Origin of the sequence: Bradyrhizobium sp. 134 (assembly GCF_023074155.1) — a bacterium.
Lineage (GTDB): Bacteria > Pseudomonadota > Alphaproteobacteria > Rhizobiales > Xanthobacteraceae > Bradyrhizobium.
The window spans coordinates 30,883-49,786 of sequence record NZ_JADPKX010000034.1 but is presented as its reverse complement, the minus strand read 5'-3'; the positions used below and the strand labels follow the sequence as shown (position 1 = coordinate 49,786).

Annotated in this window: 17 protein-coding genes; 9 read left to right on the top strand and 8 right to left on the bottom strand. The window is 62.2% G+C overall.

The window, feature by feature from the left end:
* Positions 1-1,842 (bottom strand): AAA family ATPase, encoded by a 1,842-nt coding sequence (locus IVA75_RS09875; RefSeq protein WP_247284854.1) that lies wholly within the window; start codon positions 1,840-1,842, stop codon positions 1-3.
* Positions 1,843-1,963: 121 nt separating this feature from the next.
* Here IVA75_RS09875 and IVA75_RS09870 point away from each other — a divergent pair, with 121 nt between their 5' ends.
* Positions 1,964-5,362, top strand: a complete 3,399-nt coding sequence (locus IVA75_RS09870) for a TM0106 family RecB-like putative nuclease (protein ID WP_247284853.1) — start codon at positions 1,964-1,966, stop codon at positions 5,360-5,362.
* Between the two features lie 216 nt (positions 5,363-5,578).
* On the opposite strand, the gene IVA75_RS09865 is transcribed toward IVA75_RS09870, so the two are convergent.
* The 7 genes from IVA75_RS09865 to IVA75_RS09835 all read right to left on the bottom strand — a co-directional run bounded on the left by IVA75_RS09865 (position 5,579) and on the right by IVA75_RS09835 (position 11,347).
* Positions 5,579-6,253, bottom strand: a complete 675-nt coding sequence (locus tag IVA75_RS09865; RefSeq protein ID WP_247284852.1) for a 50S ribosomal protein L11 methyltransferase — start codon at positions 6,251-6,253, stop codon at positions 5,579-5,581.
* A gap of 449 nt (positions 6,254-6,702) precedes the next feature.
* A complete protein-coding gene (locus tag IVA75_RS09860) occupies positions 6,703-7,191 on the bottom strand; it encodes a substrate-binding domain-containing protein (RefSeq protein ID WP_247284851.1) in 489 nt (162 codons plus the stop codon).
* A 16-nt stretch (positions 7,192-7,207) separates the two neighbouring features.
* Positions 7,208-7,813, bottom strand: coding sequence for a LysE family translocator (locus IVA75_RS09855; protein WP_247284850.1), 606 nt, complete (start codon positions 7,811-7,813; stop codon positions 7,208-7,210).
* 31 nt (positions 7,814-7,844) lie between these two features.
* Positions 7,845-8,336, bottom strand: coding sequence for an ester cyclase (locus IVA75_RS09850; protein ID WP_247284849.1), 492 nt, complete (start codon positions 8,334-8,336; stop codon positions 7,845-7,847).
* Positions 8,337-8,360: 24 nt separating this feature from the next.
* Positions 8,361-9,587: a PLP-dependent aspartate aminotransferase family protein gene (locus IVA75_RS09845; protein WP_247284848.1), complete on the bottom strand. Its 1,227-nt coding sequence runs from the start codon at positions 9,585-9,587 to the stop codon at positions 8,361-8,363.
* A 92-nt stretch (positions 9,588-9,679) separates the two neighbouring features.
* The gene (locus IVA75_RS09840; RefSeq protein ID WP_247284847.1) at positions 9,680-10,663 is read right to left on the bottom strand and encodes an MDR family oxidoreductase; all 984 of its coding nucleotides are present in this window, start codon (positions 10,661-10,663) and stop codon (positions 9,680-9,682) included.
* Between the two features lie 9 nt (positions 10,664-10,672).
* Positions 10,673-11,347 carry a TetR/AcrR family transcriptional regulator gene (locus tag IVA75_RS09835; protein WP_247284846.1) on the bottom strand — a complete coding sequence of 225 codons (675 nt, stop codon included), beginning with the start codon at positions 11,345-11,347 and terminating at the stop codon, positions 10,673-10,675.
* A 246-nt stretch (positions 11,348-11,593) separates the two neighbouring features.
* Here IVA75_RS09835 and IVA75_RS09830 point away from each other — a divergent pair, with 246 nt between their 5' ends.
* The 8 genes from IVA75_RS09830 (at position 11,594) to IVA75_RS09795 (ending at position 18,897) form a co-directional block, all read left to right on the top strand.
* The gene (locus IVA75_RS09830) at positions 11,594-12,589 is read left to right on the top strand and encodes a tripartite tricarboxylate transporter substrate binding protein (RefSeq protein WP_247284845.1); all 996 of its coding nucleotides are present in this window, start codon (positions 11,594-11,596) and stop codon (positions 12,587-12,589) included.
* 18 nt (positions 12,590-12,607) lie between these two features.
* The gene (locus tag IVA75_RS09825) at positions 12,608-13,786 is read left to right on the top strand and encodes an acyl-CoA dehydrogenase family protein (RefSeq protein WP_247284844.1); all 1,179 of its coding nucleotides are present in this window, start codon (positions 12,608-12,610) and stop codon (positions 13,784-13,786) included.
* A gap of 18 nt (positions 13,787-13,804) precedes the next feature.
* Positions 13,805-14,467, top strand: a complete 663-nt coding sequence (locus tag IVA75_RS09820; RefSeq protein ID WP_247284843.1) for a 3-oxoacid CoA-transferase subunit A — start codon at positions 13,805-13,807, stop codon at positions 14,465-14,467.
* Positions 14,464-15,141, top strand: a complete 678-nt coding sequence (locus IVA75_RS09815; protein WP_247284841.1) for a 3-oxoacid CoA-transferase subunit B — start codon at positions 14,464-14,466, stop codon at positions 15,139-15,141. Before IVA75_RS09820 ends, IVA75_RS09815 begins: the two co-directional genes overlap by 4 nt.
* Positions 15,138-16,796: a thiamine pyrophosphate-dependent enzyme gene (locus IVA75_RS09810; protein ID WP_247284840.1), complete on the top strand. Its 1,659-nt coding sequence runs from the start codon at positions 15,138-15,140 to the stop codon at positions 16,794-16,796. The genes IVA75_RS09815 and IVA75_RS09810 overlap by 4 nt, the downstream gene beginning before the upstream one ends.
* A gap of 17 nt (positions 16,797-16,813) precedes the next feature.
* Positions 16,814-17,323, top strand: a complete 510-nt coding sequence (locus IVA75_RS09805) for an MOSC domain-containing protein (RefSeq protein WP_247284839.1) — start codon at positions 16,814-16,816, stop codon at positions 17,321-17,323.
* Positions 17,324-18,274, top strand: a complete 951-nt coding sequence (locus IVA75_RS09800) for a PDR/VanB family oxidoreductase (RefSeq protein ID WP_247284838.1) — start codon at positions 17,324-17,326, stop codon at positions 18,272-18,274.
* A gap of 89 nt (positions 18,275-18,363) precedes the next feature.
* A complete protein-coding gene (locus IVA75_RS09795; protein ID WP_247284837.1) occupies positions 18,364-18,897 on the top strand; it encodes an XRE family transcriptional regulator in 534 nt (177 codons plus the stop codon).
* The last annotated feature ends 7 nt before the right edge of the window (positions 18,898-18,904 follow it).

The window sequence follows — 18,904 nt, the reverse complement described above, 5'->3', positions numbered from 1 at the left end:
CTAGGGCTCGCTTTCGAGACGAAGCGTCGACGATGCCCCGGTTTGAACTTCCAAGACTCGAAATCGGCTTCCTTCTGCTGCGCCGCTATCGAACAGACCGCGCGAAAGCGGGTTGATGAGATGGGCTTCGACCTGATTGCGTATGCCGCGTCCGCCATTCGAAAGATCCGCCAGACACAGACCGCGCAGCGTCGCGCGGGCCTGCTCCGACAGTATCACGTGGTAGCCTAGCGATTTGACGTCGTTCAGCAGACTGTCCACCATATGATCGAAGATCTCGTTGGCGACATCTCCGCGAATGAAATCGAAGACGATCACGTTCTCGCCGATGCGATTCAGGATTTCCGGACGGTTGAGCACTTGCTTGAAATGCTTTTCGATCTCGGCGCGGACCTTCCGCTTGACCGCATCGAACGTCTCCTCGGGCGTCACGTTCGCGATCCGCTCGCCCGTGGGGCCGGGGGTGTAGATACCGAGATTGGACGTGAAGACGATGAAAGCTTCGGAGAAGTAGACGCGATCCCCTCGTCCCGAGGTGAGAACGCCGTCGTCCAGGATCTGAAGGAATTTATCGAGGATTCGCGGGTGTGCCTTCTCGATCTCGTCGAAAAGGACGACGCTGAATGGCTTTTCCCGGATCGCGTTGGTGAGCTCGCCGCCGACGTCGTAGCCGACGTAGCCGGGTGGGGCACCGATCAAGCGCTGATCGGAATGCTCGGCGCTGAACTCCGACATGTCGAAGCGGATGTATGCGCTGTCGTCGCCGAAGAGCAGGCTAGTAATGGTCTTCGCAAGTTCCGTCTTCCCGACCCCCGTGGGGCCGGCGAGAAAAGCGACACCCCTCGGTCGGCCACCCCTTGGCGATTGCCCGATGCCGGTGACGGCGCGTTTCACGATGTCGAGCATGTGAGTGACGGCGTGCGCCTGCCCCTTCACGCGGCGCCTTACGAACTCGTTCGCCGAGCTGATCTTGTCGTGGCTTATTTTGCGCCACGGGTCTTCGGTGACGCCGACCTTGAACCGCCGAACCGCATCGGAGATGCGATCGAACGAGACGTTTTCGCTTCGGGAGAGCTGTGCGATCGCGCTGAGGTCGAGGAGCAGAAGTCCTTCGGTCTCGTCGACGAATCCATTGGTTGATTTCTCCAGGTCGGCCGGAGCGGCATTTTGAGCGCCGGGAAGTCCCCGCATCAACGAAGTGATCATGGTCCGCCTGGCCAGGTGGTCGGGCCGACCGATCGGTATGTGCCGAATGCGTGGATTGCCGATCAGGAACCAATCGGGAAGGTCTCCCTCCTTGTCCACGATCCAGATCACCGTGTTGAAAAATGGCTGACGACGATCGCCGGCCGGGCGCGCGCGCGCAGAATGGGAAAGGATCAATGCGCGCGAAAATAGCTGATGTTCGGCGGGAGAGAGGGCCTCGCTGCGAGTGATCAAGCGCGACGCGAAGTCGATAATGAGGGCCGAGGGTGGGCCGTCGGATGGAACATGCCGTTCAAGGGTCGAGGCCAAAAGATCGATACCCCCAGCAGCGGTTCCGTTTGCGGGCGACAGCCCAAGATGCGTCAAAAAGCTATCGTCGGACGGTTCGAGGGCTCTAAAGCCGTTCAAGAGATCGAAGCTCGCGATCCGGCCATAGCCGGCGTCCCTCAGTGCGTCCGGCAGCGCTCTGGTCAAGGATACGGATGTGATCTGGCCGGGCGCGGCCTCATGAATCTGGAGATCCCTGGTATTGCCCGACAGGACGAACTGGCTTCGCAAGGGCAGAAACCGGAGCAAATCGCGCAGCCATCTCGCCTTCTCGACCGTACCAGCCCCCACCAGCTCAACCCCCGCCACACTCTTTGCGCGACTATAGTAGATTATTCGCCTCTTTCGAGCCCGATCGCCTAGGAAAATGGCATAATGGGCGTTCGCTAGACGGCCGAGTAGGTCGCCGCGAACGGCATTATGGTGGGGAATGCAGAACGTTGGTGGGAATTTGTACCTTAGTTCGACCGATCTGGTCGGGCACCTGAACTGTACGTATCTGACGCAACTCGATCTCAAAGTGGCCAAGGGCGAGCTTCAGAAGCCCAAGGTTTGGGATCCGGTTCTTCAGACCCTTGCCGAGCGCGGTGCCGCGCACGAACAGGCCTTCATCGACCACCTGAAGACGCTCGGCATGGCCGTGACGGTGATCGATGGAGTAGGGCTCGATCCCAAGTCCATTTCGGCGACTTTAGAGGCCATGACCCGTGGCGACGCGGTCATCGTTCAGGGAGCATTGCAAGCGGGGATTTGGAACGGCCGGGCCGACGTGCTCCGCCGCGTGGAAAAGCCGAGCCCGTTTGGTGCTTGGTCGTACGAAGTTACCGATACGAAGCTCGCGCGCGAAACGAAGGGGAATACGGTTCTGCAGATATCGCTGTATTCGGATATGCTTTCCGCGATGCAGGGGGTCGAGCCGACTGTGGCCCACGTCGTAACCCCGGGTACAAATTTTGAGCCGGAAACCTTCCGTATCGCCGACTACTCAGCCTACTACCGGCATGTGAGATCCAGCCTCGAAACGGCTCTTACCAGCGCCGCTGGCGCCGCCTATCCCGAACCGATCGAACATTGCGACATTTGCCGGTGGCGCCGCGATTGCGACGATCGAAGGCGGCGGGACGACCACTTGTCGCTGGTCGCCGGTATCAGCAAGTCGCAAATCGGAGAATTGACCAGACGCGGAGTCGGCAGCACGGCTGCGCTCGCGACCATGCCCATCCCCCTGGAATGGAGGCCGGAACGCGGGGCTGCCAAAAGCTACGAAAAGGTACGCGAGCAGGCAAGAATTCAGGTCGAAGGCAGAACGAGCGGCTCGATGAAATACGAGGCGCTCCCGCCGATCGCCGGCTTCGGCCTGTCACGGCTTCCCGCGCCGTCTCTAGGCGATATCTTCTTCGATTTTGAGGGTGATCCTTTCGTTGGGGAAGGCGGCCTGGAATTCCTGTTCGGCTACTCCTTCCTCAATCACGAAGGGAAGCCGACGTACGTCTGCGACTGGGCTTCGGACCGGCGGGAAGAACGGGCCGCATTCGAGCGCTTCGTCGACTTCGTAACAGAGCGCCTCAAATGCTACCCCGCCCTGCACATCTACCATTTTGCGCCGTACGAACCGGCCACCATGAAGCGCCTTATGGGCCGTTATGCCTCTCGCGAGAACGAGGTCGACAACCTTTTGCGGGCCGAGATCTTCGTCGATCTGTTCGCCGTCGTCCGCCACGGGATTCGTGCCAGCGTGGAGAGCTATTCGATTAAGAAGCTGGAGCCCTTGTACTCGTTTACCCGCAACGTTCCGCTGGAGGACGTCGGGGCGGTCATGGCTAGGATTCAGGCGCGCCTTGAAATGGCGGATGCCGCCGGTATTCCCGACGCGGATAAGGACGCGATCCGAGGCTACAACAAGGACGACTGCGACTCGACGGCGGCGTTGCGTGATTGGCTCGAAGCGCTGCGCGCCAGTCTCATTGCCAGCGGCGAAGTTATCGAACGACCCGTTCCGAAGTCTGCGGAGGCCAGCGAAAAACTCGGCGATTGGCAGAAGAGGGTGGCAGTACTCGTCGGTCGGCTTACGGAAGGCATTCCAGACGACGTCGCCGAGCGGACGGTCGAGCAGCAAGCCCGCTGGCTGCTGGCTTTCATGCTGGACTTTCACGGCCGGGAGAAGAAGGCCGTTTGGTGGGAATATTTCCGGCTACGTGATCATTCTGCCGAGGACCTGCTCCACGAACGTGCTGGTCTCTCCGGGCTTTCGTTCAAGGAAGCAGCCGGTGGCACCGCAAAGGTGCCAGTTCATAGGTACAGCTTCGTTCTTCAAGATACCGATCTTCGGCCGGACAGCGAGCTCAGGAGCGTCGGCGGGCAGAAGTTCGGCAGCGTCGTCGCCATTTCGCATGAAGATCGGACCATCGACATCAAGAAGCGAGGCGACACAGCGGAATTCCATCCGGAAGCCGTCTTCGCCCACAAATCGCTGGATCGCGACGAGCGTCCCGAGGCTCTCTTCCGGCTGGGGCAGTACGTGGCGGAGAATGGAATCGAAGGAGCCGGCGAGCACCGCGCTGCGCGTGATCTTCTCCTATCGGCCGCGCCGCGGCTGAAGGGAGAGAGCCTGCAGATTGTGGGCGAAGATAGTTTGAAGACCGCCATGCGGGTCGCGCTTGAGTTGGACCAGAGCGTCTATCCGGTTCAAGGCCCGCCAGGCGCCGGGAAGACATTCACCGGGGCCCGCATGATCTGCGCTCTTGTGCGAGCAGGAAAGCGAGTTGGGATAACAGCCAATAGCCACAAGGTCATCCGCAATCTTCTCGACGAGGTCGTCGAGACTGCAGCCGAAGAAGGTCTTCCGATCCGCTGTGTTCAGAAGGTCGATGAGAAGCATCAAGAAGACGATTTCGACAACTTGAAGTTCGTTAAGAAGAACGAGCATGCCCTCGGTGCGCTGCAGACAAACTGTTCCGTCGGCGGCGGAACATCGTATTTCTGGGCTCGGCCGGACGCACGCCTTAGCGTTGACGTGCTATTCATCGATGAAGCCGCGCAGATGGCTCTCGCAAACGTGCTGGCCGTCGCTCAAGCTGCGCAGAGCGTCGTCCTGCTGGGAGATCCGCGGCAATTGGAGCAGCCGATTCAAGGAAGCCATCCTGATGGCGTCGGAGTTTCGGCCCTGGACCACGTCCTTGGTCCTCATGCCACCATTCCGGCCGATCGGGGCCTGTTCCTCGCCGAGACGTGGCGGCTCCATCCCCTCATCTGCGGCTTCAATTCGGAATTGTTCTACGAAGGTCGCCTAAAGTCGAGGCCCGGACTTGAGCGGCAGGAAATCAGGATCAAGTCCGGACTCAACGGCTCTGGCCTTCGGTACCTTCCAGTCCAGCACGACGGAAATCAGAGTTCGTCGCCGGAAGAAGCCGATGCGATCCGCGACCTCATCGCGGACATCCTGGGATCCGGCGCGACCTGGGTCGACCGAAAAGGTAGTGAGTCCCAAATTTCGCTCGAGGATGTCCTGGTCATCGCTCCGTACAATGCGCAAGTCTTCGAGCTTCAGGAGCGACTTCCAAGCGCTCGCATCGGCACCGTGGACAAATTTCAGGGCCAGGAGGCGCCAATCGTCATCTATTCCATGGCGACCTCCAGTCATGCGGACGCGCCACGCGGAATGGAATTCCTGTACAGCGCTAACAGACTGAACGTTGCGGTTTCGCGGGCGAAGTGCGTCTGCATCGTGGTCGCCTCGCCGCGTCTATTTGAGGCCGAGTGTCGGACGCCCCGCCAGATGCAACTCGCAAACGCGTTCTGTCGCTACGCCGAGCTGGCCTCCGTGCTTTGACGGGTAGCCGATAGCGACGGCCGGCAGGCACCATGTTCTGGCAACCTGTTCAGATCGCCGGGCTACATGGTGTCCGGCGCCATTACGTAACGTAAAGCGAGGAAAGGCGACTCCTTTGCCGCCACCGCGACCCGATGCCGCGTTCGACCTGACTGGTGCTTGCGCTGTTGCGCGCCTGAGTTCGTCGAGACCACGACTGACGCCGCGCAACGCAACTTACAGAGAATCCGGCGAGATGGTCCAAACCGCCGTATGCTTGATCTCGGCATCCTCTAGGTCGCGGGTCACCGGTACGCGATAGTCGGCGAGTCGGACAAGTTTTGCCTTCGGAAGGAAAGAGCGCCCGGGGTCGCCGATCAAGATGGTCGCGCCGTCCCGCGCATGGTTGGCCAGAAATGCGAAGGTACGCGCCGCGGTGTCCCGCTCATAGAAAATGTCGCCCGCGAGGATGGTCTGCCATCGGTCATTTGGTTGAGTATCCAGCATGTCCTTGCCGCACGACGTGAGGTGGACCTGGTTGACCTCCGCATTGAGTTCGGCCGCCGCGATCGCGAAGGCGTCGATGTCGGACACGGTCACCGCGACCGCGCCGGCCTTCATCGCCGCGATGCCGACGAGTCCGGAGCCTGAAGCGATGTCGAGCACGCGCCGGTCTCGCACGGTTTCGGGATGATCGAGGACGTAGCGCGCCAGCGCTTGGCCGCCCGCCCAGGCAAAGGCCCAGAAGGGCGGGGGAAGGCCGGCCTCGTTAAGCTCGTTCTCGGTCTGCTGCCAGAGTGGCAATGATTCATCGGCGAGGAAGACCGCGATCTCCGGCACCAGGGGCACCGACCGCAGCCGGGTGTTGGCTCGGATGAAGGATTGCGGGTCGGCAATGGTCGTGGCTGTCAAGGCGGGCCGTCGCTGTCTCGGTCCGCTGATGACTAGCACGAACCGCCTCGCGCTGCGAAGGCGGACGCTGAGCGGCTGCGTCTCGGGTCTCGCCAAGCATGCTTCGTTGCTGGGCCTTCAGGCGGCCGCGCGCCGAGCCGCCCTTTCAGCATTGTCCGCGGTAATCTGCTGCGGCGAGCGCCGCGTCCGCTTGAGAGGTGCCGGCGGCCGATTCAAGGCTGGGACCTTGAACCCCGGGAACAGGGTCAATTCCTTCGCGAGTACAGGCACCTTTCGTTTGCCGTACCGCGCACCGATCCCGCTCTTGCTTTCGTGGCCGCACATGTAGTCGCACAACTCCGGTCGCGATATGCAATCGATTTAAGGGCCCATGCTGACAAATGTCATCACGCGCTTCGAGGGGCGACTCACGATTGAGTGCCCCTCTCCAGATCATGGCGGCGCGGTCTCTATCGTACCCAACCCTCGGTCTTCATGATCGCAGCGCCACGATCGCTGCTGAGAAACTCAAGAAATTGCTTGGCTTGCGGATCGGCGTCATGAGGGAGGACTACGTTCACATCGCGCCAGATCGTGCGATTCTTCGACAGTTCTACGGTTTCCGCCATGTCGGCATGGGTGATCGGCCAATCCGGCCACGTGATCCTGGCGTCGGCGTCCTTCTCGACGAACATCTTGTAGCTCGGTCCGCTTCCCTTGCCGAACCCGACGATATTCTTGCGGAAGCGCGCGATGTCCGCCAGACGACCTTCGCGACCGGCAACGTCCTCCCATGTCCCCGTACCGGATGTGTTGGCGACGCCGGCGCCTTCAGTAACGACGATTTTTAGGCCGTCCGCGAGCAGGTCATCGAAGCCGCGAATGTGCTTGGGATTACGTCCGCGCAGGCTTGGGGGGCGGACCAGATTTTCGACGAACTGTTTCGTGCACGGAGGCAAGAAAAGAGTTGAACGCCTACCCCGCGCGTCGCGCGGCCAGCAATGCGACTCCCAATCCGCACATCACGGCTCCCGAGGTCTGTCGCGCCCGCGCAACGAACCTTGGCCGCCCGGCTAGTCCATCCCTCGCCTTCGTCGCCCAACGGGTCACGATCAGGTCGACGCCGGTATTCAATACGACGAACTGCAGAGCCACGTGAGCGGAGGTGTCAACGAACTGCGGAATGAAGGCGAGGAAGAACGCGGCGGTCTTCGGATTTAGCGCTTCGACGACGATACCTTCGCGCAGCGCACGGCCTGGCCCGGTCGTCCGGACGTCGGTCGGCGCGGTTACGCGGGCTTCCCTCCAGGTCTTGATGCCCAGCCAGATGAGATAGAAGGCGCCGGCGATCTTCAGTGCGGTGAACGCCTCGGCGCTCGCCATCACCAGGGCCGAGATGCCTATCGCGCCCGCGAGCACATGGACGAAACCGCCGAGACCCAAGCCGACGCTCGACGCTAATCCCTCGTTTCGGCCGCCGGCCAGCGTGCGCGCGACGATGTAGAAAATGCCGGGACCTGGAGTGACCGCCACAACTAGTGCGGCGGCGAGGAAGAGCAGGAATGTCTGAAGACTAAACATTTTCGAGGTCCGTTTACGGTGAGGGTTGCAATCAGGCCTTCGTTGCGAACTCGGGTTTGCTCGCCGCGTCCGGTGCGAGTTGCGCGATAAGTCCATGGATGTCGCCAAGAACCCACAGATCCGCGACCCTGCCGTCGTGAAACGTAAAGATCGGTGCTCCGAACCACCAGACGTGACGCCCGGTCGGCGCGTGACCGAATATCGGCCTTCGATGGATGCCGTGAAAGCGAAGCTTGCCCGAAATCCGGTTGCCTTCCTCGACGAGAGCGAGGATGTCCGATGTGTAGGACTCAAGAGAGTCGGTTACCCATCTGACGTAATCCGCAAATTGGTCGTAGCCGACGAGGACGGGGCCGAGGGACCCTTTGAACGTGAAGCCCGGCTGGAAGATCTCGGGGATCAGCGCAATATCGGCGTGGTCCCACATGTCTTTGTAGAATTTTCGGACGACTTCCTTTTGCGGAGACAGAACGGCTTTACCAAAGTCCATGGCCGGCTCGAGTCCGGGCGGCGGGGCTATCATATTCTCAATCCTTACTTCCCGGCGCTACAGACCGAGATCCGCGAGCCGATCTAGAGACTGTTCGAGGTCATCGAGCAGATCCGCCTCGTCTTCCAAGCCGACCGAAAGACGGATCAGGTCTTCTTCGACGCCTCTCTGAAGGCGGGCTTCGGGACGAACCGCCAGCCTGGCGCGCACCAGGCTCGCGGGATGCATGATCAGCGTTTCAGCGTCTCCGAGACTGACCGCGAGCGTGATCAGCTTGAGATTGTCGAGAAAGAGCCGAGCGGCGTCAAATCCCCCGCGAAGCCCGAAAGACAGCATTCCCGACCCGCCCGACATCTGTCTTTTGGCGATCGCATGTCGGGGATGGGAGGGAAGGAACGGGTAGTTCACCCATTTCACTGCCGCGTGGCCGTCGAGCTTGTGGGCGATCGCAAGTGCATTGGACCCGTGACGTTCCATCCGGAGGGGAAGAGTCTTGATCCCGCGAAGGACCAGCGAAGACGCCATCGGCGACAGGACGGCGCCGGTGATGTAGCGCAGGCCGCGATCGCGAATCTTCTCGATGAATTCCGCCCGCCCCAAGAGCGCGCCGCCGAGCACGTCGCCATGACCGCTGACGTACTTCGTAAGGGAATGCAGTACGACGTCGGCCCCGCACCGAAGAGGTTGCTGCAGTGCTGGCGATGCAAACGTGCTGTCGACGAAGACCCAAAGGCCGGCCCGGTGTGCACGGCCCGCGATGGCCGCGATATCGAGAATGTCGCCCGTGGGATTGATGGGCGTCTCGAAATAGACTGCCTTGCTGCGCGACGTGAGGGCCGCTTCGAGATTTGACGGATCGCTGAGATCGACAGGGACAGTCTTGATTCCGAAGCGGGGCAAGCCCTGTTCCGTCATGGCGGTCGTGTTGGAATACAGCGTCCGATGAACGATGACTTCATCGTCCTGGGATAGCAGGGAGAGAACCAAAGCACCGAAGGCGGCCATTCCCGATGCGAATACGACCGCGTCTTCGGCGCCTTCCAGGCTTGCCAAGCGAGACTCCAACAACGCGGTCGTCGGATTGAACTCCCGCGCATATAGCTTGCCTCCCAGCGCAGCCGCCGCATCCAATTCAGCGACGCTGCCGAAGGCGAAGGTCGACGTCGTGTAGATGGGATGCGATACCGCGCGCGAGTGATGGGCAGGGTCATACCCGTGGTGGATAGCTCGCGTCGAGAACCCGAGGCGAGGTTCGTCGCTTGCAGTTCGTTCCGAAGCGGCCATCGTTTCGAGATCTCCCGTTCTGGGTGGGCTGTAGTCGTCTGGTTTCGACCCCCGGCCCGCTGCAGCCGCATCGCTCTTCTTTTGGGTCGAATTCACTTATTGACGTTGACGACCGTGCGCCCGCGCACCTGGCCACTCATGAGACGGTCAGCGGTGGTGACGACGTCGTTCAGGCCGATTTCGACCGCGGTCCTCTCGAGATCGGCTTCGGTGAGCAAGGAGGCAAGACGATCCCAAGCCTCGACTCGTTCGGCCTTCGGGCGCGTTACGCTGTTGATGCCGAACAGTGCAACTCCTCGCAGAATGAAGGGAGCGACGCTCGCCGGAAAATCCAACCCTTGAGCCATGCCACACGCTGCGACGGCTCCGTCCGCTTTGATTCCGGCGCACACGTTGACGAGGGTATGGCTGCCAACAGAATCGATCGCGGCGATCCAACGTTCCTTTTGCAGCGGCTTGCCCGGCTGGGACAATTGGGATCGGTCGATGATTTCGGTCGCGCCTAGGCTCTTGAGATACGGCTCTTCGTCCGGTCGTCCGGTCGAAGCGACGACGCGAAAACCGAGTCTATGAAGGAGCATGATCGCGATGCTGCCGACGCCTCCGCCGGCACCGGTCACCAGCACATCGCCCCCGCCGGGACGGATGCCATACTTTTCGAGTGCCATGACCGACAGCATTGCCGTGTAGCCCGCGGTGCCGATGATCATCGCGCGTCGGGAAGGCATCAAAGCCGGCAGCTTGATCAGCCAATCGGCCTTGACCTTGGCCCGCTGGGCCAGGCCGCCCCAATGTTGTTCGCCAACGCCCCAGCCGTTGAGAACCACCCGGTCTCCCGGCGAGAAGCTCGGGTCGGAACTCGACGAGACCAGGCCCGCGAAGTCGATCCCCGGCACCAGCGGGAAGGATCTCACGATTGGACCCTTTCCGGTGATCGCAAGGCCATCCTTGTAATTCAGCGTGCTGTATTCGACGTCGACGGTCACGTTTCCTTCTGGAAGGCGTGCTTCGGTCAACTCGGCCACGCCGGCGCGGTATCCTCGCTCGTCCTTTTCGATCAATACGGCTTTGAACAACTTGAACTCCTATCTCACGTTTCTTTTGGACCGTGACTTCGTGCCATCAGGCCGCGGAAGACCGGCGAGGAAGCCGAGAATGAAGGTATCGAGCGGGACGCCGTTCTTGACGAGGCGCGCCCGCATCACCGCTCCCTCCCAGCCGATCCAAAAAAACTCGGCCAAGGCATCGCAGTCCGCGGCATCTCCGATCTCGCCAGCGTCGCGCGCGAGTTCCAAACAATGCGCCACCTTCTGCTGCCAGCCCTCGATGATTCCGTCCAAAGCGGACCTGTAGTCGTCGGGTAGCGACTCGACTTCCTGGCTGAGATTCCCGACGAGGCAGCCGCGCGTGTAGCCGTATTTTGCCATACCGGTCTTGGCATCTTCGACGAAGGCTCGCATGCGCGCCAACGGCGCGAGCCTTTCATCGTTCAGGGCGCGGTCCAGCTTGTGCCGGAAGAAGGAATCGTACTCCTTCATGATCTCGCGGCCGTACTCGGCCTTGCTCTCGAAGTAATGGTAGAACGAGCCCTTTGGCACGGTGGCGCGGCGCAGCAACGCGTCCAGGCCCGTGGCAGCAAATCCCTGTTGGGTCATCACTTCCATCCCGCAACGAATCAGAACGTCGCGTGTCGGCGCGTATCCGATGTCATGTTGGACCGCCTCGGTCGGTTGGCGGCGATTATCCGGAGATTTTGCCATTTGTGTCCTCAGTAGACCGATCGTCTAGAACACAAAAGCCGATTTGGAGCAAGCCGGAACTGACATGCCGTGGCGCCCGGGGAAGTCGATATTGCGCCATAAATGCCATAAAATTCTGCAACTGAGAGCTTTTTCTGCAGCCTCTGCCGAGTCATTTTGCGGTTCCGCGTCGCGTCACGCTAGTTTCACACTTGACACAAAGTGTCCTTGGCTTGAAGGTTGGCCGTTCTTCGAGAGAGGTGCTGCATGTTTCGCTTGTTCCGAAAAGCCGCGTCCATCGTCGCCGGCGCGGCTGTTGTTTGCGTCGGGCATATCGCCGATCCGGCCAATGCGGCCGATGCCTATCCCTCCACTACGATCAAGCTGGTCGTCGGTTTCCCGCCCGGAGGCCCGACGGACATCATTGGTCGCGTGATCGGTCGACTTCTCTCGAAGGAGTTGAACCAGACCGTCATCAACGAGAACAACGGCGGCGCCGGCGGAATGATCGCCGCGTCAAACGTTTCCCGCGCGAAGCCCGACGGGTACACGCTTCTCGTCGCGGTGGAGTCCTCGAATACTCGCGCCAAGGCGCTCTATGCGTCTGTGCGCTATGATCAGCAGAAGGGCTTCACCTACATTCGGAAGGTTGCGAAGCAGCGGAATTTACTCGTCGTGAATCCGAGTTTTCCCGTGTCCAGCGTCCCGGAGCTCGTCGCCTATCTGAAGGCGCATCCGGGGGAAGTGAACTTCGGCGGTACGTTCGGGGCGACGTCCCACATCGGCGGCACGCTGTTCGATATGGCGTACGACACGAAAATGTCGTTCATCAACTATTCTGGCGGCAATCAACCGATCGTCGATTGCATGTCGGGGATTTTGCAGGTGGGCTTCTTCACCGAGGCCACGATCGGTCAGCAGGTCAAGGCCGGCACGCTCAAGGCGCTCGCGGTGACATCGGCTGAACGGTCGCCGGCCTTTCCAGATCTGCCGACGATCGAACAGGCGGGCGGCAAGCCTATCGATATCTCCCCGTGGTTCGGGATTGCCGGGCCGCCGGGCCTTCCCGCCGACGTCGTCGCCAAGGTCGGTGCGGCACTCGACAAGGCTTCGAGCGATCCTGAATTCCTGAAGCAACTGGACACGATCGGTGCCACCTTGATCACCGGTTCGACGGTGGAGAGCTTTACGGCCGACGTCGGAAAGGAAGAGGCTTACTGGAGCAAGTGGGCCAAGGATATCGGGGCGCCCTTGCAGAAGTAGTTCGCCGAAGGAACAGCAATGGACTTCTTTCACCAGTACGACGCTCATCTGTCCGCCGACGAGCGGGATCATGTGGCGAAGGCGCGGGCGTTCTGCGCCGGCGCCTTTTCCGACAGCGTCTTCGCCTCGCACATGGCGGAAGAGCCGTTTCCGGAAAAGTGGATCGCCGAGTGGGCGGCGCTCGGCATGCTGGGGCTTCAGGCCAAGCGCGCTCACGGCGGCCTGGAAGCGTCGTTTCTCTGCAAGATCCGTGTCGCGCAGGAGATGGCGCGTCGAGGGTTCGCGGCGGCGTTCTGTATGAACCACCATCAAGGCGGAGTGACGCGCCTTTCCCAGACGGGTACGCCGACCCAGATCGGGCGAATGCTGCAGCCCGCGCTGCGCGGGGAGCTTCTTTTCACGACAGCCATGACCGAGCCTGTGGGCGGCAGCGACGTCTCCGCCCTCACGACCACAGCAGTTCCAGTTGACGGCGGTTGGGCGCTGACAGGCACCAAGGCCTGGATGACCAGCGGCTTGCTGGTCGGCGGCTTGATCGTCCTGGCTCGCGTGAGCGATGGGGCGGGGGAGGGGGACATCGCCAGCTTCTACGTGCCGTTCGGCGAGGCCGATACGGTCAAGCGGAGCGAGATCGTCGTTCCCGGAGCGCGTTCATTCCGCCTGGCCGAGGTGGCCTTCGATGCTCACTTCATTCCCGAGTGGTGTCTTGTCGCTGCGCCGGGGGCCGCGCTCAAGGCATCGATGAAATCCGTCAACGCGGCCCGCATCCACGTAGCCGCCATGTGTGTCGCGACCCTGCATGCGGCACTGTGCGAGGCGGTCGACTATTGCGAAAGCCGGCAGGCCTTCGGAAAGTCGCTGACCGGGCATCAGGGCCTGCGCTGGGAACTCGCCGAGGTGTCGGTGCGGCTCGAGGCCGCCAACGCCCTCGTCTTCCGAGCCGCCGAACAGATACAGACCGGAGGAAATCCGGTCGCGCTCGCCGCGCAAGCCAAAAAGTTCGCCGTCGACACCGCGCTCTGGGGAATCGACCAGTGTGTCCGGATCGTGGGCGCGACCGGTGCCAGCGCAGCCCACCGCCTGAACATGCATTTCGCCGAGGTCCGGATGGCGGCCTACGCCGACGGCACTAACGAGATGCTGCTCGACCGGGTCGGTCGCGGCCTATCGACGACATACCCCAAGTCAATCCCGTAGCAAACGGCGGACGAACCGATGCGCAATGTAGTGGTTGAGAACGCGGCGGCGGCCGTGGAAGGCATCAAGGACGGCGACACCGTCATGATGGGCGGATTTGGCGGAGCGGGTCTTCCGCTCGGAGTGGTCAAGGCGGTCCTCGACAGGGGTGTTCGCGATTTGACGCTGATATCGAACAATGCCGGTTCCACGGAGGACGATCTGTCGCTGTGGTTTGAGGCCAGGATCGTTCGGAAGATCGTCTGCTCCTATCCCCGCAGCGCCAAGCAATTCGCCGAACAATATCGTGCCGGCACCGTCGAACTCGAGCTCGTTCCGCAGGGGACGCTGGTCGAACGCATACGGGCGGGCGGCGCCGGTCTCGGTGGCTTCCTGTCTCCCGTCGGCCTGGGAACGGTGTTCGCGGAGGGCAAGGAGAAGATCGTCGTCGAGGGACGCGAGTTCATTCTCGAGCTCCCGCTTCGCGCGGATTTCGCTTTCGTCAAGGGGCACCTCGCCGACACGCTCGGCAACGTCACCTACAACAAAACGGCGCGCAATCACTGCGCGGTCATGGCGACGGCAGGCCGGACGGTCGCCGTGGAGGTCGACCGCGTGGTCGAGGCCGGCGATCTGGACCCGGAAACCATCGTCACGCCCTGCATCTTCGTCGACCGCGTTTTCGCAAGGAGCTCCCGATGATCCCGCTGTCACGCGACGCGCTGGCGCGCATGGTTGCGCTTCATCTGCCGGAAGAGGGCTTCGTCAATCTCGGTATCGGCGCCCCGACGCACGTGGCCGACTATCTGCCGGCGGGCTCCGGCGTGATCCTTCACAGCGAGAACGGCATTCTCAACGTGGGTCCCAAGCCGGCAGCCGGCCAGGAGGACTGGGATCTCATCAACGCCGGGAAGATGCCGATCTCGCTCCGGACCGGCGGCTCCTATTTCGACTCGAGCCTCTCCTTCGCGATGATGCGGGGCGGGCATCTCGACGTCGCTGTGCTCGGCGCGTTTCAGGTCTCCAAGGAAGGCGACTTGGCCAACTGGACGACTGGCGACAACGGCTTTCCGCCCGGCATCGGCGGAGCAATCGATCTGGCCGTGGGTGCGAAGTCGATCTGGGTGATGATGGACCATGCCACGAAGGATGGTCGTTCTCGCATCGTTGAGCGATGCGGGTACCCGCTCACTGCGCGCAGAGTTGTGACCCGGATCTTCACCAGCCTCGCGATCATCGACGTGACCGGGGAAGGGCTGATGGTTCGGGCGCTGCTCGACGGCCTGACGATCGAGGGGTTGCGCGATCGGACCGAGGCGCCGCTTCACGTCGCCGGTGAGGTCCGGACCATCAGGCAGGAGGGGAGCGTCGCATGACCTATCGCGTCGCCGAACTGGTCGCGGACAGTCTCGTCGCCCATGGGATCGACCGCGCCTTTAGTGTTCCGGGTGAGAGTTTTCTGGCGCTGCTGGACGCGCTGCGGGACCGCAGCGATTTCGACCTGGTGACCTGCCGGCATGAAGGAAGCGCGAGTCTCGCGGCCGTCGCCGATGCGAAGCTTACCGGTCGCGCCGGCGTCGTGATGGCGAGCCGTGGCCCCGGCGCCTTCAACGCCGCGCTTGGACTGCATGTGGCCGCGCAGGAGGCGATCCCGCTGGTGATGCTCGTCGGCCAGGTCGACCGTCCGAACCTCGCACGGGACGCCGTGCAAGAGATCGATTGTGGCCGCTCGTTCGACGGCGTTCTGAAGTGGTCCGTGCGTCTTAACTCGACGGATCTCGTTCCCGAGATGATGGCGCGCGCGTTCGCTGTCGCCTGTGCAGGGACGCCCGGCCCGGTCGCCGTCGAACTGCCTGAGGATCTCCTTGAGGAAGCCGCAGAGGGCCATGCCGTCAGGGCCAACGGACTAGCGTGTCCTGAGCCGGGCAGCGCGGCCATCGAAAAGGCGGCCGCGGCGTTGACGGCGGCGGAACGGCCGATCTTGCTGGTCGGCGGAGAATGCCGGACAGCATCGTTCCGCGAAGATCTGGTGGCGTTCTCCGAGAAGTGGAACGTGCCGGTCGTCACCATGAACAAGATGCAGGACCAATTTCCGAACGCTCACCCGCTGTGGGCCGGTCAGTTCGGGTTCTTCCCCTCTCAACCTCATGCAAAACTGCTCGAGCGAGCCGACCTAGTCGTTGCCGTCGGAACTCGTCTGGGCGACCTCTCCTCGCTCGGCTTTGCGTTTCCGAGACACGCCGAGCCGCGGCAGCCGCTTGTCCACGTCTATCCGGATCCAGATGCGATCGGAAAGCGCGTGATGGCCGACGTCGCGGTCGTTTCAGGATCGCATGCGTTCGTGTCTGCCTTGCTCACCGTCTCCGCGGCTTCGCCGGACCGTACAGAGTGGCTCCGAGCAGCAGCCGCGGTGCGGCTGGCGACGCACGGCTGGCCACGTTTCGGCGTACCGTCCGCGGACGTCTTCGGTCACGCCGTGGCTGCAATCGCCACGCATTTCAAGCCCGATGGCATCGTCACGACGGACTCCGGCAACTTCGCCGGATGGGTTCATCGCATCTTCAGCCTCGGGCCGACCGCTCGACTGCTCGGCTCGGCTTGTGGTGCGATGGGCAGCGGCGTCCCGTCCGGGCTTGCCGCGAGCCTTCGCTTTCCGGGGCGGCAGGTGGTGGCCTTCTGCGGAGACGGCGGCTTCCTGATGACGGGCAACGAACTGGCGACGGCCGTCGCTAGGCAGGCGAACCTCAAGATCGTCATATCCAACAACCGATCTTACGGGACGATCCGATCGCACCAGGAGCGTGCCTTTCCAGATCGTCCCTACGGCACTGACCTCTCTAATCCCGACTTCGCCGCCTTGGCGCGTGCCTTCGGCGCGAAGGGATTCATCGTCGAGGACACGGAGAGCGCTCCGTCGACGATCGCAGAGGCCATGACGGCCGAGGGACCGGTGGTCATCGAGGTGCGATCGGACGTGCGTCAGACACTCGAAAAATCGCTCGCCGCCTCACGCAGAGATACTTCGAACTAAAGCCTAGGAGAATCAAGATGGATGCGATCGCTATCGAGAAGTCCGAGGTCGCGATGTCCTGGCAAGGCGTCGTGCGCTTCCTGCACAAGACCCCGCGCGCCTTCTTGCCGATGCGCTCGTTTCCTTCGCTCGAGTTCGTCGCCGGACGCGGGATCGAGGGCGATCGCTATTTCGTCGGCCACGAAACCGGCTTCTACTCGCATAAGCCGGAAGAAGGACGGCAGGTCACCCTGTTCGAGATGGAGACGATCGAGGCCCTGCGGCGCGACCACAAGATCGAGTTACTGTCCGAGGAACACCGCCGCAACGTGACCGTAGAGGGCGTCCCGCTGAATCATCTCGTCGGCCGCCGCTTCCGGCTGGGAGAGACGGTCGTAGAGGCGACCCGTCTGTCGACGCCGTGCCGGCACATCGAAGAGATACTCGGCAAGTCGGTCTTCGACCCGCTCATCAACCGGTCGGGGCTGAACTGCAAGATCATCGCCGGGGGCACTCTGCGCATCGGCGATGCCGTGAGGCCGATCTAGATGGCGAAGGCGATCAAGACGGTCTCCACCGTCGTCTCGAAGGTCGAGGATCTCGGCAACGATACCAAGCGCTTCACGCTGGTCGACCAGGACGATTGGGAACTGCCCCCCTTTCGGCCCGGGGCGCATATCGACGTCCATCTTGGGCCGGGTCTCGTCCGGACCTACTCGCTTTGCAACGAGCCGGATGACGATCGCCGCTACGTGATCGCGGTGAAGCGGGAACGCGAGGGGCGCGGCGGCTCCAATTTCCTGCACGAACGCGTGGAGGCCGGACAGCCGCTTTCCGTCTCGCTGCCGCGCGGCGGGATCGCGCTGGATCCGGAGGGAACGAACGTGTTCGTCGCCGGAGGCATCGGCGTGACGCCGTTCATCTCCGCGATCCGGCATCTCGAGCGTCGAGGGCGCTCGAACTACGTGCTGCATTGGACCAGCCGCGGGCAGCCCGTCCTGCCCGACATGATCGTGCCTGCGATCGAAGCGGGCCGCGTCCGCCTTTACGATACGACTAGGCAGGCCAAGCCCATGATCGCCGCGATCGTCGGGGAGTTCACGGGCGCCGGTCTGGCGGCATGCTGCGGCCCCGACCCAATGCTCAAGGCCTTCGAAGATGCCGTTTCGGCCTGGCCGGAAGAGCGAACGCACATCGAGATGTTCACGCCGCCGAAGGTCTCCGCCAGAAGCGATGTGCCGCCGTACGAACTCTATCTGTCGGCGAGCAAGAAGCTGGCGACCGTCACACCGGATGTGGGGCTACTCGGGACGCTGGACGCGCTCGGCATCGACGTACCCGTGTCCTGCGGCGGCGGCATCTGCGGTGCCTGCCGCACGCGCTGGAGCGAGGGGCCGCCTATCCATCGCGATCGCGTGCTGTCGCCTGCCGAGCGGCAGAATGAACTCATTGTCTGCGTGGGCGACTGCGCGGGACAGAGACTGGTGCTGGATCTGTGATCGGGCGGAGAACGCTCTCTACGGTTTGAATTGTCGGTGGTTTGGTGCGAGATCGATGCAGGCAATAATTTCGGAAAGATCCGGGCACAATGACACTCAACCTCAAATTCCTCCGCGTGCAGAGCGGCATGACGCTGGAGCAGCTTGCGGCCGATTCCGGTCTGACCCGCAGCTATCTTTCCAAGCTGGAACGCGGGCTATCCTCTCCATCCATAGGCTCCGCGATCAAGATCGCCGAAGCCCTCGGAACGACCTTGGACCATTTCTACGGTCAGCCGGACGACAACGATCCAATCACGATCGTCCGCGCGAAGAACGGGAAGGCGGGCGACGTCGACACGCATTTGTCGCTCGTCGCGGGACTCTCTCCCGAACGCACGATGCGCGCTTTCATCGTGAGGCCGACCAAGACCGCGAAACGCGGACGCATCATGAGCCACCACGAAGGTGAGGAGATCTTGTTCATCCTTACGGGCCGGATCGAACTCGTCATCGGAAAACGCAAGGAAACCTTGAATCCGGGCGATTGCATCCAGTTCGATTCCACGATCCCGCACAAGCTGATCCAGGTGTCTTCCGAACCGGCATCGGCGCTCGTCGTGATAGCGACCAAAACCGCATAGAGGTGTC